The organism is Aeromonas sp. R2-3 (assembly GCF_040908375.1).
Taxonomy (GTDB): Bacteria; Pseudomonadota; Gammaproteobacteria; order Enterobacterales; family Aeromonadaceae; genus Aeromonas; species Aeromonas veronii.
The window spans coordinates 1-16,492 of the sequence record NZ_JBFODP010000014.1 but is presented as its reverse complement, the minus strand read 5'-3'; the positions used below and the strand labels follow the sequence as shown (position 1 = coordinate 16,492).

Sequence of the window (16,492 nt, the reverse complement as noted above, 5' to 3'; positions counted from 1 at the left end):
AGCTCTGTATGGCTTTCTAACATGTGGCCAAGCCACGCAATAATCAAGCGGGAATCCACCTCTCGGCACTGTTTTCCCCTCTTTGTGAGCTCAAACACCTCTCTGCCAGATACTGGACGGCAACAGCATGAATAATCGGTACTTTTTTGCTCTTTTTGCGGCTTTTTCAACTCTCGAACCACAAGGGAGCAGACCAAATCCAATCGACAAAAGAGTAGGTTACAGCGGCCTATCACCGGCCCTTTCCATGCTTGGAAAATAACCAATCAACAAGTTAATAACCAAAACAAATCATACACATACGTTGATTAATTTATTTTTAAGTGCATATCATAAGCAGCCTGTTACTCAGGTCACTTGATTCTCTGTGCTGCACAGAAATCGGGTGAAAAAGGCAAAGTGACCCGAAAGGGCGCGACGCAAAGCCACCGGTCTAAGGGAAAACACCTATGACAGCGGGGCTGCCCCCGGGAGCGTTCGGCCATAGCTGGACGCTCCGTTTGTACTGTATGGAGATATCAAGATGAACAAATTGAAGTTATCCCTGCTGGGCTGTCTGCTCGGCATGGGCGCCCCCATGGCATATGCCGCCAGTGCCGGTCAGGCGATGGTTAACCCCCAGTCCGGCGTAGTGGTCGGCTACTGGCACAACTGGTGTGACGGCTCGGGCTACAAGGGCGGTATCGCCCCCTGCGTCAAGCTCGATCAGGTCAACCCGCAATACAACGTGGTCGATGTCTCCTTCATGAAGGTCTATGGCAGCGATCCCATCCCCACCTTCAAACTCGACCCGGCTATCGGCATGAGCGAAAGCCAGTTTATCGAGCAGATTGCCGAGCTGAACCGTCAGGGCCGTTCCGTGCTGCTGGCGCTGGGCGGTGCCGATGCGCACATCGAGCTGCGCAAGGGTCAGGAGCAGGCCTTTGCCGACGAGATCATCCGTCTGGTGGAGACCTATGGCTTCGACGGGCTGGATATCGATCTGGAGCAGGCCGCCATCACCGCCGCCGACAACCAGACCGTGATCCCGGCGGCCCTGCGTCTGGTCAAGGATCACTACCGCGCCCAGGGGAAAAACTTCCTCATCACCATGGCGCCGGAGTTCCCGTATCTGACCCAGACTGGCGCCTACATCCCCTATATCCGCAATCTGGAAGGCTACTACGACTGGATCAACCCCCAGTTCTACAACCAGGGTGGCGACGGTATCTACATCGATGGTATCGGCTGGATTGCCCAGAACAACGATGCCCTGAAAGAAGAGTTCATCTACTACATGGCGGATTCGCTGAGCAACGGTACCCGCGGCTTCTACAAGATCCCCCATGACAAGCTGGTGTTCGGCATTCCGACCAACATCGACGCCGCCGCCACCGGCTATGTGCAGGATCCGCAGAAGCTCTACAACGCCTTCAACCGCCTGAAGAGCGAGGGGCAACCACTGCGCGGCGTGATGACCTGGTCCATCAACTGGGACATGGGCCGCAACGCCGCCGGTCAGTCCTACAACGAATCCTTCATCAAGAGCTACGGCCCCTTCATCCACGATCAGGAGATCACGCCCCCAGTCGACAACGGCAAGCCGGTGTTCAGCGGCCTGAGTGATACCCGCATCAAGCAGGGTACCGCCTTTGATCCGCTGGCCAGTGTCAGCGCCAACGACAAGGAAGATGGCGACCTGACTGGCCAGATCCAGGTGGAAGGCTCGGTAGATAGCCAGCGCATCGGCCTCTACCCCCTCACCTACAAGGTGAGCGATCGCGACAACAACGTCACCGAGCAGGTACGTACCATCGAGGTCTACAGCATGAAGCCGGTGTTCAGCGGTGTCACCGACACCACGCTGGAACTGGGTACCGCTTTCGATCCGATGACCGGCGTCAGCGCCCATGATGAAGAAGATGGCGACCTGACCGCCCAAATCAAGGTCAGCGGCAACGTCGACAGCAGCAAGGTCGGCCGCTACCCCCTCACCTATCAGGTGAGCGACAGCGCCGGTCAGCAGGTAACCCAGCAGCGCAACGTGACCGTCAGGGAGCAGGGCGCCGTCTGTGAAAACAGTTGGGATGCCAAGAAGGTCTATGTGGGCGGCGACATCGTCAGCCACAACGGCAAGAATTGGCTGGCCGGCTGGTGGACCCAGAACGAAGAGCCGGGCACCACGGGTGACTGGGGCGTCTGGCGCGTACAGGGCGACAGCGACTGCGGCGGCACAACGCCACCCGTCGAAGGCAGCAGCGACTTCACCGTCAGCGCCATGGCGAGCGAGTACACCATAGTCAACGGTCAGGTCAGCATCCGCTTCAACCTGACCACCGCCAACCCGGTACAGATCACCGCGACTCTGGAGCAGAGCAGCCACAGCCACGGTACCACCAGCAGCCAGGTGAACGGCACCAGCACCCTGGTACTGCAGGGCAGCAATGTGACCGATGGCAGCTACGAAGTAGTCATCACCGGTCTGGCAGATGGCAAGCAGCCGGTGGTACAGCGCTTCCCGGTTGCGCTGACCGAAGAGAGCAACGGCGGTAGCGAAGGTGACTACCCGGCCTACGCCCCCAACACCGGCTATCAGGCCGGTGATCGGGTCAGCAATGCCGGTGGCAACTACGAGTGCAAACCCTGGCCCTACAGCGGCTGGTGTGGCGGCTCGACCAGCCACTATGCACCGGGTACCGGCTCTGCCTGGAGCGATGCCTGGATCAAACTCTGACCTTGCCCCAACCACTAACGGAGGCCGACAGGCCCCCGCCCATATCCTGCCCGTCGGCCACGCTGCCGATGGGCAGGATGCACTGACCCGGACGGGTTAGCCCCTCTCTTTTACATGCTTGCCAAGCACCAAAAAACGTCCAACAACAACCAAGATAAGGAAATCACCATGCCAAGAACCACCAAGCTTGCCACCCTGCTCGGACTGCTGCTGTCGGCCCATGTCGTGGCCGATGAGCGCGAACAAGCCTATTTCAAACAAACCTATCAGGAGCACTACGAGCAGATGACGGCGCGTCTCGCCGCGCTGCATCAGAGTGCGGCTGACGAGCAGAACGTGATCATCAAGGATGGCAAGCGCCACCTTGCCATCAACGGCCTGCTCTACCCGCTGACAGCGGATAACCACATCCTGTTCGATCTGCCCAAACCCCACTTTTTCGACGAAACAGCCATTCGTAACGTCTTTGATTTCTTCGATGAGGAGTGGGAGCTGACCTGGTACGACGGTGGGGTCGTAGCGGTCAACAAGCGCTTTGGCAACTATGACTACGGCAACGGCTGTCTGCTGGAGTACTTCCCCCACGGCCAGATCCAGAATGGCGAACGCACCCGGGTGGTGATGGAGACCAGCTCCTGCAGCGTCAACTCGTTTGCCACCTCGCTGCAATATCTGGACAAAGGCGAGGAGCTGACGGCCGACCAGCTGGGGCTGGACGCCAGCCTGATTACGGCGGTCGAGCGCTATCAGGATCGGCTCTATGTCAGCCAGAACGGCAATCCGGGCCATGTGGCCATTATCGATATCCCGAGCCGCCAGCAGATTGGCGAGATCCGCGGTACCGAAACCGGCAGTGCCACGGCCTACAATCAGGTCAGCGAACTGTTTGTCCGCAACAACCTGCTCTACGTGGTCTCGCGCTACTCGCACCGGGTCGATATCTTCGATCTGGCCGATGAACATCGCCATGTCACCACCCTGGGAACCGGTCGGGATTCCGGCAGCAACAGCCTGCACCGCGCCCAGGCCGTCTTTGCCAATCAGGATTACGTGCTGGTGGCCGATGCGCTGAGCGAGATCAAGGTCTACCGCCAGCAGGATGTGACGCCGGAGAACAGCTTCAAGACCCCCATCGCCGGTCGGCTCGCCTTTGAAGGAAAATACAGCCACCGTCTGGTGCAACTCCATCAGGTGGGTGACTATCTCCTGGCCCACACCGCCGGCAAAAACTACTACATCTATGACCTGCGCAAACTGGCTGATGCCATCGCCAGCAACACCCCGCTGGCGCCTGAGCAGGTAATCGCAGACAGCAATCTGCAAAAAATCGACATGGATGGCGATCGGCTGGTGGTGAACTTCAAGGACCGCATCGAGTGGCATGATGCCGATACCCTGATCGCCAACGACTTTCAGTTCAAGAACCCGACCTTTACTGTTCGGGAGATCAACCAGCAGCCCGTGGCGGCGCTGAAAGATCTCCAGCTGGCGGGCTCGGCGCTTGTCACCGCCAACGAGCGCGGCCTGGGTTTCAACCAGCTGCTGAGCAAGGAGATCAGCTTCACGGCCGACGAGCAGTTGCCGGCTCGCCCGCTGATCTTCGATCAGCTGATGCCGGCCGCCGTCAGCTACATACTGCGCAATGACGAACCCTACGAGGTGCTGATCGATCGCGCCCAGCGTTCGGTCAACATCAATTCGCTGGTCAAGACCGAGCTGCTTGATAACGACACAGTGCGCATTACCAACTATGCCGCCAGAGAGCTGCATGACATCAATATCGAGTCACGCCTGAACGGTATCAACAAGTGGCTGATCCTGGGCCAGCTCGATCGCCTGCCCGCCTATGCCCAAATCACCCTGCCACTGAGCGCCTTTGGCGAGCAGGGACGCTTCAACAGCGCCAGCCGCGACGGAGTGTTTGATCTCAACAACCTGCTCGACAACAGCATCAATCTGCCTGCCCAGTTCGAGCACAGGTTCAGCTCCAACTCGGATCCGTTTGCCCAGAAGCTGGCACGCCTCAAGCCAAGCTGGAACGTGCGCTTCGCCACCAACACCAGCGGCTCCTGGCGCCCCATCAATGCCCTCTACGCCCGCGAGTGGCTGATCATCGCCACCAACCTGGCCTACATGGTCTCGACCGAGGAGTTCAAACACGTCTGGTACAACTTCAAGGCGGTGAACGGCTACGAGATGTTCGGCAATGGCGGCAACAGCTATGTGCCGAACGGGATCTTTACGGCCGCCGATTATGACTACTACTACCACAGCCTGATGAAGCGCCCCTATCTCAACCTGGGGATCACCGCCATGGGGGGCGGGCTGGGGAGTGGTGGCATCACCGGGGTCGATACCTTTAACTTTGTCAGCCACTACTACGGCAGCTGGGGCATCATTGCCCACGAATTTGGCCACGGCTTCGATGGGAAGTCCTACAGCCATGAGAGCGCGTTTGCCCGTGGCAGCCACGGCTGGCATCCCCTGATGACGGGCATGGCCAACTACCATATCCGCAAGGGCGACCTGCCCTATCTGGACGATGATCTCAACGGCTTCCACAAGCCGGAAAACGACATCTATCGCTACAACTCGGTCAGCCAGGGGGCTCGCAAGCATCGCGCTGACAGCCACATGTACTATACCGACCACTACTTCATGCAATTCTCTACCATGCCGCAAGGCTGGGTAGCCAACGGCAGCGACTTCAGTGCCGGGCAGCTGGCGGCCCTGACCAATCAGGAGCGACTGCTGATGGGCTGGATCCCCAAGGCGTCGGAGAAAGGCAATCTCTGCCGGTTCACCTTCCAGGATGGCGAGCAGTACTACGGCTACGTCGAACAGCAGGCTGAGGGTCTGCTCTGTGATGCCGGCTCCCTGATCCGTTATCGTCAGCCAGATGGCCAGTTTGTGCCGCTGGTCTCGGCCATCAACCAGTTTGACTGGCTGTCACTCCACCACAAGGGCAAGCTGGCTCAGCCGGTGCTGCACCAGAATGGTCGCCAGCTCTGCTACAAGAATGTGGCAGGCTTTTACGGTATCGGCTTCGTCAATGACAACAACCAGTGCACCCAGCTGCCCAACGTCTATCAGACCAATGGCAAACACTGGCTGACCAGCTCTGGCTGGACCGGTCTGACCTACCTGAGCGGGGACTTCATCCTGCCCACGACCGGTAGCAACAGTGACTTCACCGTCACCGACCTGGCGTCTGAATATTCCATCGTTAACGGCGCGCTCGACTTCAGCCTGACGCTGACCACCGCCAACCCGGTGACCGTCACCGCGACCCTGTTGCAGGATGGCAATCCGGTCGCCACCGGCAGCGCTCTGATCGATGGTCAGGGTTCCCTGCAGCTGACGCAGTCGGGCCTAGCGGCCGGCAGTTACGAGCTGCTGCTGGCGGGCATGGCTGAGGGGAGCAAGCAGGGCTTCGAGCGCCGCTTCACCCTGGCATTGGTGGAACAGGCTCCGGGTGGTGACAGTAACGATGGTAACGGCAGCTACCCGGCCTATGTTGCGGGCACCGCTTATCAGAGTGGCGAACGGGTCAGCAATGCCGGTGGCGACTACGAGTGCAAACCCTGGCCCTATAGTGGCTGGTGTGGCGGCTCGACCAGCCACTATGAACCGGGTACCGGCAGCCACTGGAGCGATGCCTGGACCAAGCTGTAATCATCCGCTCGTGACCAAAAGAGAGCCATAACGATAGAGGGGGAACCATCGGCTCCCCCTCTCGTTTATCTCTTCAACCCGGCTTAACGGGCATCTTCCTTCAGCCACTGCGCTACGCGCTTGGCGAAGTAGGTGAGGATGCCATCGGCCCCGGCCCGCTTGAAGCAGAGTAGAGACTCCATGATGGTCTCCTTCTCTTTCAGCCAGCCGTTCTGGATCGCCGCCATGTGCATGGCGTACTCGCCGCTGACCTGATAGGCGAAGGTCGGCACGCCGAACTGATCCTTCACCTGACGAACCACGTCCAGATAGGGCATACCCGGCTTGACCATCACGCTGTCGGCCCCTTCCTGAATATCCAGCGCCACTTCGTGCAGGGCTTCGTTGCTGTTGGCCGGGTCCATCTGATAGGTGGCCTTGTTGCTCTTGCCGAGGTTGCCGGCAGAGCCGACCGCATCGCGGAACGGGCCGTAGTAGCAGGAGGCGTACTTAGCGGAGTAGGCCATGATCTGGGTGTTGATGAAGCCGTTCTCTTCCAGCGCAGCGCGGATGGCGCCGATGCGACCATCCATCATGTCGGACGGCGCGACGATATCGACCCCGGCTTCGGCATGGGAGAGCGCCTGCTTGATCAGGATCTCGGTGGTGATGTCGTTCAGCACATAGCCTTCGTCATCTATGATGCCGTCCTGACCGTGGGTGGTGAACGGATCGAGTGCCACATCGGTGATGACCCCGAGCTCCGGGAAGCGGGCCTTGAGGGCACGCACGGTGCGCTGGGCCAGCCCGTTCGGGTTGTAGGCCTCTTCCGCCATCAGGCTCTTGCTCTCCAGCGGAGTCACCGGGAACAGGGCAATGGCAGGCACGCCCAGCTCCACCAGCTCGGCGGCTTCCTCCAGCAGCAGATCGATGGAGAGACGCTCCACCCCCGGCATGGAGGGAACGGCTTCACGGCGATTCTCCCCCTCCAGCACAAACACCGGATAGATGAGATCGTTGACGGTCAGTACGTTCTCGCGCACCAGACGACGGCTGAAATCATGTTTGCGCAGACGGCGCAGGCGGCGGCCCGGAAAGGCGCCCGGAAGAGTTGTAGCCATGAATCACTCCTGGAGAGGAAGTTGGAAGAACGCGGCGGAGGTGGCCCGGGTGTGGGCCAGCAAGGCCTCGGGCGCTTCACCACGACAGACCGCCACCACCTGGGCGATGTGCGGCAAAAAAGCAGGTTCGTTGCGTTTCGGGCGCGGTTTCAGATCCCGCGGCACCAGATAGGGGGCATCGGTCTCGATCATCAGCCGACCGGCCGGAATACGCGCTACCTGTTCGCGCAGCAGCTGACCACGGCGCTCATCGCAGAGCCAGCCGGTCACCCCGATATGCAGCCCCAGCGCCAGACACTCGTCCAGCTCCCCATCGGAGCCGGTAAAGCAGTGCAGCACGGCTCCCGGCAGCTTCGGCAACCAGGGACGGAGGATCTCGATAAAACGGGCGTGGGCATCGCGGCAGTGGAGAAACACTGGCATCCCGAGTTCGGCAGCCAGTGCCAGCTGGGCGTCGAATACCGCATCCTGCACCGGGCGGGGGGAGAAGTCGCGGTTGTAGTCGAGGCCGCACTCGCCAATAGCCACCACCTGCGGCAGCGCCGCCAGCTCACGCAAGGCGGGCAGGGTCGCCTCATCGACACTCTTGGCATCGTGAGGATGCACCCCGGCGGTGGAGAAGCAGTAGCCCGGCCAGCGGGCGGCCAACTCTGCGCTCTCGCGGCTGCCGTCCAGAGCGGTACCGGTGAGGATCAGCGCCTCCACTCCGGCGGCACGGGCACGGGCCACCAGCTCAGGCTGTTCACCGACGAACTGGCTGCTGGTCAGGTTTAAACCGATATCGATCATGGAATGAGACGTTCCGAACAAAAGGAATACATATCAGGTATTTGAAAACCATCTACCGAATGGGGTCTTACCATACGCCTCGAACGGGAGCATGAAAAGAGGAAGGGAGCCTCAGCTCCCCTCGTTCTGCTATTCCTGCGGACTTCGTCATCCTCTCGCCGTCCGGCAAACAGGTGACGAACAGAGCCTCAACTCTCCACATCCGGTTGTTCCTGTTGCTCTTCATCCTCTTTCTTCACGTAGAAGCGGGCGAAGAACAGACCTATCTCCCACAGCGCCCACATCGGAATGGCGAGCAGGGTCTGGGAGAAGACATCAGGCGGCGTCAGCAGCATGCCGACCACAAACACCCCGACGACAACGTAGGGACGTTTCTCCTTCAGGTTTTGCGGTGTGGTCACGCCAGTCCAGCAGAGCAGTATGGTGGCCACCGGAATTTCGAACGCCACCCCGAACGCGAAGAACAGGGTCAGTACGAAGTCCAGATAGCTGGCGATATCGGTCGCCACCGTCACCCCGGCGGGTGCTGTGCTGGTGAAGAAACCGAACACCAGCGGGAACACCACGTAGTAGGCGAACGCCATCCCCGCATAGAACAGTAGGGCGCTGGAGACCACCAACGGCATGATCAGCCGCCGTTCATGCTGGTACAGACCGGGGGCGATAAAGGCCCAGGCCTGATAGAGCAGATAGGGGATCGCCACGAAGAAGGAGACCACCAGCGTCAGCTTGATCGGCGTCAGGAAGGGGGTCGCCACATCCGTCGCGATCATGCTGGTCCCTTCCGGCAACTGGCTGAGCAGCGGCTGGGCCACGAAGTCGTAGATGTTGTTGGAGAAGTAGATCAGCGCCAGAAACACCACGAGGATGGCGGTAATGGAGCGCAGCAAACGGGTTCTCAGCTCAACCAGATGGCTGATCAGGGGTTGTTCGGCCTGACTCATGGCTTCACCTCCCCTTTTACTGCGGAGTCGCTGACCGGCACCGGCTCACTCTCCCGCTGGCTGTTGACCGGCGGCACGTCGTGGCTCAGCTGCACCGCAGGCTCAACCGGCGTGGCAGGCTCAGCCTGGGCGACCGGCTCGGGGCGCGGCGGACGGATCTCGTTCTCCACCTGATAGGGGCGATTGACCGACTGGGCCGCCGCTTTGAGCTGTTCGATGGACTCCTGCAGCTCGGGGCTCAGATTGCTCATCTGCAACTGTTCGGCCTTCTTGAGGTCGTTATGCAGCTCTTGCAACTTGAGCTCCTGCTCCAGCTCGGACTTGACCGAGTTCGCGGTCGAACGAATGAGGCGGATCCAGTGGGTAGCCGTGCGGATGGCAACCGGCAGCCGCTCGGGCCCCAGTACCACCAGTGCTACCACACCGATAACGACCAGCTCCCAAAAACCGATATCGAACATGGCTTAGGCCTGGTCTTTGTCTTTCTGCTTGGCGGTCTCACTGCTCTGAGTGGCCGCTTCGTTCAGCTGTTTCGGGGGAAACTCGGCATCTTTCTGCTCGGCCTTGGCATCAGCCGGCTCGTCGGAGAGGGCTTTCTTGAACCCTTTGACCGCCGCGCCCAGATCACCGCCAATGCCGCGCAGTTTCTTGGTACCGAACAGCAGCACGACGATGACTGCAATGATCAACAATTGCCAAATACTGATACCACCCATGATTTTCTCTCCAGAACAGGCGCCTGACGGCGCGGTTGTTGATTAATGGGAACGGGTTCGCAACCAGCCGACCAGCCAGCAGAGTGCTGCACCGGCGAGACTGGCTTGTCCCCACTCAATGTGTTGTTTTTGGGTCAGCAAGAATACACCCGCCAATAGCAGGCTGGCTCCAACCCCTAAGAGGTAGCGGGCCTGCCCCTGCCGACGGCTGTGACGGCGGAACTCGGCAAACATCTGGTCGAAATGACGCTGCTGATGACGGGTCTGGCGCAGAGTCTCATAGACCAGCTCCGGCAGCTCCGGCAGCTTCTCCGCCCAGAATGGCGCCTTCTCCTTGATGGCGTTCAATACCGACTTGGGCCCGACCTGTTCGTGCATCCAGTTCTCGAGGAACGGCTTGGCGGTCTGCCACAAATCGAGCTGCGGGTAGAGCTGACGCCCCAACCCTTCCACATAGAGCAGGGTCTTTTGCAGCAGCACCAGCTGCGGCTGCACCGTCATATGGAAGCGACGCGCGGTGTTGAACAGGTTGAGCAGCACGTGACCGAACGAAATCTCGGAAAGCGGCTTCTCGAAGATGGGCTCCAGCACGGTGCGAATGGCGAACTCGAACTCGTCTACCTTGGTGTCTGCCGGTACCCAACCCGACTCCACGTGCAGCTCCGCCACGCGGCGATAGTCACGGTTGAAGAAGGCGAGGAAGTTCTCCGCCAGATAGCGCTTGTCTTCCCGGTTGAGGGTACCGACGATGCCGCAGTCGATGCCGATCCAGAGCGGGTTTTCCGGATGTTCGTAAGAGACAAAGATGTTGCCCGGGTGCATGTCGGCATGGAAGAAGCTGTCGCGGAACACCTGAGTGAAGAACACCTCGACCCCGCGCTCGGCCAGCAGCTTCATGTTGGTGCCGTTGGCTTCCAGCGCTGGAATGTCGGAGACCGGAATACCGTAGATGCGCTCCATCACCAGCACCTGCTCGCGGCAGAGATCCGTGATAATTTCAGGCACATAGAGCGCTTCGGAGCCGGTGAAGTTGCGGCGTAGCTGGATGGCGTTGGCCGCTTCGCGCATCAAATTCAGCTCGTCGAGGATGGTCTTGCGATACTCCTCCACCACCTCGATGGGGCGCAGTCGCGCGCTCTGGGGCACAAAACGGGCAACCAGACGGGCCAGCGCCTGCATCAACCGCAGATCGGCCTCGATGACAGGCTCGATATCGGGGCGGATCACCTTGATGACGATCTCGCGGCCACTCTCCTTCAGGCGGGCGGTGTGCACCTGCGCGATGGAGGCCGACGCCAGCGGCGTCTCGTCAAAGTCGTCAAACAGGGTTTCGATGGGACAACCCAGGCTCAGCTCGATCTGCTGGCGCGCCGCCTGACCACAGAAGGGAGGCACCCTGTCCTGCAGCAAGGCCAGCTCTTCGGCGATATCCGGCGGCAGCAGGTCGCGGCGGGTCGAGAGCATCTGGCCAAACTTGATGAATATGGGGCCAAGAGCCTCGAAGGCGAGGCGAATGCGAGCACCGCGGCTGAGATCCGGTTGCTTGTTCTTGAGCCAGAACAGGGAGCGACGGGCCAGACGACCCGGCCAGGGTTGATAGCGGGCGGGCACCAGTTCGTCGATGCCCTGCTCCAGCAGGATGGTGATGATGCGATAGAGGCGTTTGAACTCCTTCGGGGTCATCAGGTCACCTGCTGTTCGAAGCGGGCCAGCCGCAGTTCGACGGCCTTGAGCTGCTGGGCCAGCACCTCGACGTCATCGTTGAAACTCGCCACTTCCAGCGGGCCGGGGGCGAGGCGGGCCTCTTCGGTCAGATATTCCGCCAGCTGGCTGCGGGTGCGGCACAGCTCGCGGCCGACCAGACGACGCGCCTGACGGGCACCGCTGAACAGGGTGTGAGCCAGCACGTCGCCGGTATAGCGCGACAGCTCCTCCTCCCAGTCGATATCCAGCTCACCCAGCAGCACGCTGAATGCCTGCACCAGCTGGGGATCACCGCTCAGATCCAGCTTCTCCTCGCGGATATAGCGGGTCAGAGCGGACGGGTCTTTAAGCAGACCGAGGGCGGTCAGCGACAGGCTGAGCACCGCATCGGCCTCCCCTTCATGCTGGGCCAGCACATCCAGCCGACGCTCGGAGAAGACGAACCAGAGCGGCTTGAGTTCACGCAGCTCCAGCTTGAGCACCTTGCCCACCAGTTTGCGCAGCCGCTCCGGGCTCTGTTTGTCCAGCGCCAGCAACTGGTTGAGGCTGGTTTCGATCACCGCGGTGACCATGGCATCCATCGGCATAGGCAACCTTAAAACTTGTAACCGCGGTGCAGGGCGACCACACCCTGAGTCAGATTGAAGTATTCCACCTGCTCGAACCCGACATTTTCCATCATGCCAGCCAAGGTTTGCTGATCCGGGTGCATGCGGATGGACTCTGCCAGATATTTGTAGCTTTCACTGTCGTTCGCGACGATTTCGCCCATTTTCGGCAGCAATTTGAAGGAGTAGAGATCATAGAACTTGGCGATCACTTCGCTGACCGGCTTGGAGAACTCCAGCACCAGCAGACGGCCACCCGGCTTGAGCACCCGGAACATGGAGGCGAGCGCCTTGTCCTTGTCGGTGACGTTGCGCAGGCCGAAACCGATGGTGATGACGTCGAAGTGGTTATCCGGGAAGGGGAGCGCCTCGGCATTGGCCTGCACGTAGGAGACGTTGTTGGCGACCCCCAGATTGCGCAGCTTGTCGCGGCCCACTTTCAGCATGGAGTCGTTGATATCCGCCAGTACCACCTGACCGGTCTCGCCGACGATGCGGGAGAACTTGGCGGTCAAGTCACCGGTACCACCGGCCAGATCCAGCACCTTCTGGCCCTTGCGCACACCGGAACAGTCGATGGTGAAGCGCTTCCACAGGCGGTGGATGCCGAACGACATCAGATCGTTCATCAGATCATACTTGGCTGCCACCGAATGGAAGACACCTGCTACCAGAGTTTCCTTCTCGGTCGCGGCCACGGTTTTAAAGCCAAAATGCGTTGTCGTTGCTTGTTCTGACATCCCTTAAACACCCATAGAGCAAAGAATGGCCGCCAGTTTACCAGAGCCACTGGCGTCCGGACACCTTAAACCCGGCTCGCAACCAACTGCATGCCCAGCACCACCATGGCCAGACAGAGGAAGAGATTGAGACCGATATTGAGCAGCGCTTTCAGATAGGCCCCATGTTGAGCCAGCACTACCGTATCGAGGGCAAAGGAAGAGAAAGTAGTCAGGGCTCCGAGGATCCCCACCATCAGCAGCGGCTTCATCGGGTGTTCTACCACATGACCGTGGCTGATGAGGGCGAACGCCACCCCCATGATGAAAGAGCCCACCACGTTGACCACCAGAGTCCCGTAAGGAAAGTGGCGCCCAAGCAGCAAGGTCATCAGTTCGGCAATCCCAAAACGAAGGCAGGCGCCGATGGCACCCCCTGCAGCAACATAGAACCAGGTTTGCATGGTGTCACTCCCTCAGGGTCAGGCCGCCATTATGTCGCAATGGCGGCCCTTGTGCCCAGAGGCGGAACTAATCGACATCCAGCCTGATTGAAATCTCAGCGGCGAAAATCGATGGGCTCGGGCTGACCCAGCACGATTTCGGTCTGGGCCGGGCGGGTCTGGGCAATCACCTTGCCGTGGCGGATCGAGTAACGCACCGGCACTTGACGGCGCACCGCATCGAAGCCGTTGTCGGCAGGCAGGATCAACAGGTTGGCCGGTTTGCCCACCTCTATGCCATAACGATCCTGCACGTTCAGGGTGCGGGCGCTGTGGCTGCTGATCAGCTTCAGACCGTCGTTGATCTGCTCGTAGCCCATGATCTGGCAGACATGCAGCCCCATGTGCAGCACCTGCAACATGTTGGCGGTGCCCATGGGATACCAGGGATCGAACACGTCGTCGTGACCGAAGCAGACATTGATGTTCGCCTCCAGCATCTCCTTCACCCGGGTAATGCCGCGGCGTTTGGGATAGGTATCGAACCGCCCCTGCAGGTGAATATTCACCAGCGGATTGGCCACAAAGTTGATGTCCGCCATCTTCAGCAGCCGGAACAGGCGGGAAGCATAAGCGCCGTTGTAGGAGTGCATGGCGGTGGTGTGGCTGGCGGTGACTCTATGACCGATACCCCGCTCGTAGGCCAAGGTCGCCAGCGTCTCGATGAAACGGGACTGCTCGTCATCGATTTCGTCACAGTGCACATCGACCAGAACCTGATACTTCTCGGCAAGATCGAAGATGTAGTGCAGACTTTCGACCCCATATTCTCGGGTAAACTCGAAATGGGGAATAGCACCGATCACATCGGCCCCCAGCTTGAGCGCCTCCTCCAGCAATGCCTTGCCATTCGGGTAGGAGAGGATCCCCTCCTGCGGGAAGGCGACGATCTGCAGCTCCACCCACTCCTTCATCTCTTCCCGCACTTCCAGCATCGCCTTGAGCGCGACCAGATTGGGATCGGAGACATCGACGTGAGTACGCACAAACTGGATGCCGTTGGCGATCTGCCACTTCAGCGTCTGGATAGCACGCTGTTTCACATCCTCATGGGTCAGCAGCGCCTTGCGCTCGGCCCAGCGCTCGATCCCCTCGAACAGGGTGCCGGAGAGGTTCCAGCTAGGCTCGCCAGCCGTCTGGGTGGTATCGAGGTGAATATGGGGTTCGATAAAGGGGGCGATCGCCAGACCGCCCTCCCCGTCCAGCACCCGACCGGCGACGGCATGCTCGTCATGGGGTTCGATTGCGGTGATGACCCCATCCTGACAGCGGATCTGCCACAACCCTTCCCGATCGGCCAAACGAATATGTTGAATCAGCATTTGCTAGCTTCCTGTACCAGAACCGGCCGCTGGGTGAGGCGAACCAGAATGAAATAGGTGAAGGCGGCGCCCAATACCGCGTTGAGTGGCACTATGCCAGGCAGCCACTTGCCGACAGCTACCCCGACTGCCGTTGCTACCAGTGCCTGCCAGCGCACCGTCTCGAACTGCTGATCGGCAAACTGACGGTAACGCTCACGATTGAGCAGGAAATCCATGATGATAATGCCACCGATCGGCGGAATTGCCGTACTCAAAAAGGCCAGCCAGCCGACAAAGTTGTTGTAAAGCCAGAGGGCGCAAGCCGTACCGATGAGGCCGTTGATCACGCTGAGCGGCTTGCTCTTGAGGCCGGTAATGTTGGCAAAACCGAGGCCGGAGGCATAGAGCGCGTTGTCGTTGGTGGTCCAGATATTGAGGCCCAGCACCAGAATGGCGGGGATCAGCAGTCCCTGCATCAGCATCACTTCCGAGATATCGGCCTGACCGGTCACGGCCGCACCGGCTGCGCCGAAGACGAACATCAGAGTGTTGCCCAAAAAAAACGCCACCATGGTAATCATGACGGCGCCCCAGGGTTTGCGACCAAAGCGAACAAAGTCGGCGGTCAGGGTTCCTGCACTGATAAAGGAACCAACCACCATGGTCAACGCCGTGGTGAACTCGATGGGATTGCTTGGTTGTACCTGCTGCAGTGCAGCCATGCCACCGGTCGAGGTCACCGCCAGCCAGACCGAGTAGCCGCCAAGCAGTGCAATGGCCGGTACGGCCACAAAGCTCAGCACCATCAGGGCGGAGATGCCGAAGTAGACGGTCACCGTCATCAACATGCCCGAAATGGCGATCAGCCAGTTCACATCTATGCCGGTCGCCTTCTGCACCGGCAGGGCAAACATCGCCACGCCAACGCCAAACCAGCCGACCTGAGTACCGCCGAGCAGCAGGGATGGCAGCCAGGAACCTTTCACCCCAAAGGAGTAACGAGCCAGCAGATGGGTAGAGAGGCCGGTTGAGGCACCGATATAACCGAGACAGGCGGTATAGATCCCCAGCAACAAGTTGCCGATAAGTACCGCCTTGATGAAGTCATCGAACACCAGCCCGGTGCCCAGCGCACCACCGGTCCACATGCTGGCAGAGAAGAAGGTCAGGCCGAGCATCACCAGCATCAGCGAAAGCACACCTTTGCGCCCTTTGGCGGGTACCGCCCCCAAACAGTATTCGTTATCCTGCGCCATGCTCTCTCTCCACGTAATAGGCAAAACGCGCCGGATTTTACATGTAAAACGTTTTACGTCAATCAATCATGGTTAAATACCTGGATAAAACCATCAATAGCAGTCAAATGAGTAACACATTAGGACTCAAATCAGCAGATAAACTTTGTCGACTGCAAGCAGAGGGGGTTGCGGAAATAGGGAATGTAAGGGGATATCACAAAAATGACAGATGCAAAAAAGCCTCCCTTTTCAGGGAGGCTTTCTATTTAATGGTGCTGATACCCAGAATCGAACTGGGGACCTCATCCTTACCAAGGATGCGCTCTACCGACTGAGCCATATCAGCACACTAACCGGTAAAGACCACGCTGGGCGTAATCTTGAAATTGGGTGCCTGGCAGTGTCCTACTCTCGCATGGCGAATGCCACACTACCATCGGCGCTACCGCGTTTCACTTCTGAGTTCGGCATGGGATCAG

Annotated in this window: 13 protein-coding genes, 1 tRNA gene and 1 riboswitch; of the genes, 2 read left to right on the top strand and 12 right to left on the bottom strand. The window is 59.5% G+C overall.

From position 1 onward, the window contains the following. The first annotated feature begins 383 nt into the window (after positions 1–383). Positions 384–469, top strand: a riboswitch (cyclic di-GMP riboswitch). Positions 470–523: 54 nt separating this feature from the next. Both AB5Z02_RS04020 and AB5Z02_RS04015 read left to right on the top strand, forming a co-directional pair. Continuing rightward, positions 524–2,713, top strand: a complete 2,190-nt coding sequence (locus tag AB5Z02_RS04020; RefSeq protein WP_368215342.1) for an immunoglobulin-like domain-containing protein — start codon at positions 524–526, stop codon at positions 2,711–2,713. A gap of 168 nt (positions 2,714–2,881) precedes the next feature. Then, on the top strand, positions 2,882–6,388 hold the full coding sequence (locus AB5Z02_RS04015; RefSeq protein ID WP_368215340.1) for a hypothetical protein: 3,507 nt from the start codon (positions 2,882–2,884) through the stop codon (positions 6,386–6,388). 83 nt (positions 6,389–6,471) lie between these two features. Here the strand turns inward: AB5Z02_RS04015 and hemB are convergent, their stop codons facing one another. The 12 genes from hemB to AB5Z02_RS03955 form a co-directional block, all read right to left on the bottom strand. Beyond that, positions 6,472–7,488, bottom strand: coding sequence for a porphobilinogen synthase (gene hemB / locus AB5Z02_RS04010; RefSeq protein ID WP_005357271.1), 1,017 nt, complete (start codon positions 7,486–7,488; stop codon positions 6,472–6,474). A gap of 3 nt (positions 7,489–7,491) precedes the next feature. Continuing rightward, positions 7,492–8,277 carry a TatD family hydrolase gene (locus tag AB5Z02_RS04005; RefSeq protein ID WP_368215339.1) on the bottom strand — a complete coding sequence of 262 codons (786 nt, stop codon included), beginning with the start codon at positions 8,275–8,277 and terminating at the stop codon, positions 7,492–7,494. Between the two features lie 188 nt (positions 8,278–8,465). Beyond that, entirely contained in the window at positions 8,466–9,221 is a 756-nt protein-coding gene (tatC, locus tag AB5Z02_RS04000; protein ID WP_005342401.1) for a twin-arginine translocase subunit TatC, read from the bottom strand. Further along, positions 9,218–9,682 carry a Sec-independent protein translocase protein TatB gene (gene tatB / locus AB5Z02_RS03995; RefSeq protein ID WP_005342398.1) on the bottom strand — a complete coding sequence of 155 codons (465 nt, stop codon included), beginning with the start codon at positions 9,680–9,682 and terminating at the stop codon, positions 9,218–9,220. Before tatB ends, tatC begins: the two co-directional genes overlap by 4 nt. Before the next feature lie 3 nt (positions 9,683–9,685). Next, on the bottom strand, positions 9,686–9,937 hold the full coding sequence (gene tatA / locus AB5Z02_RS03990) for a Sec-independent protein translocase subunit TatA (protein WP_005339385.1): 252 nt from the start codon (positions 9,935–9,937) through the stop codon (positions 9,686–9,688). 42 nt (positions 9,938–9,979) lie between these two features. After that, on the bottom strand, positions 9,980–11,620 hold the full coding sequence (gene ubiB, locus AB5Z02_RS03985; protein ID WP_005339383.1) for a ubiquinone biosynthesis regulatory protein kinase UbiB: 1,641 nt from the start codon (positions 11,618–11,620) through the stop codon (positions 9,980–9,982). After that, positions 11,620–12,228 (bottom strand): SCP2 domain-containing protein, encoded by a 609-nt coding sequence (locus AB5Z02_RS03980; protein ID WP_005339380.1) that lies wholly within the window; start codon positions 12,226–12,228, stop codon positions 11,620–11,622. Before AB5Z02_RS03980 ends, ubiB begins: the two co-directional genes overlap by 1 nt. Positions 12,229–12,236: 8 nt before the next feature. Beyond that, a complete protein-coding gene (ubiE, locus tag AB5Z02_RS03975) occupies positions 12,237–12,989 on the bottom strand; it encodes a bifunctional demethylmenaquinone methyltransferase/2-methoxy-6-polyprenyl-1,4-benzoquinol methylase UbiE (protein ID WP_368215337.1) in 753 nt (250 codons plus the stop codon). A gap of 65 nt (positions 12,990–13,054) precedes the next feature. Next, entirely contained in the window at positions 13,055–13,432 is a 378-nt protein-coding gene (crcB, locus tag AB5Z02_RS03970) for a fluoride efflux transporter CrcB (RefSeq protein WP_368215335.1), read from the bottom strand. A gap of 95 nt (positions 13,433–13,527) precedes the next feature. Next, the gene (locus AB5Z02_RS03965; protein ID WP_005355869.1) at positions 13,528–14,793 is read right to left on the bottom strand and encodes a cytosine deaminase; all 1,266 of its coding nucleotides are present in this window, start codon (positions 14,791–14,793) and stop codon (positions 13,528–13,530) included. Next, positions 14,787–16,031, bottom strand: coding sequence for a cytosine permease (codB, locus tag AB5Z02_RS03960; RefSeq protein WP_139410868.1), 1,245 nt, complete (start codon positions 16,029–16,031; stop codon positions 14,787–14,789). The genes AB5Z02_RS03965 and codB overlap by 7 nt, the downstream gene beginning before the upstream one ends. 252 nt (positions 16,032–16,283) lie before the next feature. Next, a tRNA-Thr gene (locus AB5Z02_RS03955) sits at positions 16,284–16,359 on the bottom strand. Positions 16,360–16,492: the final 133 nt, after the last annotated feature.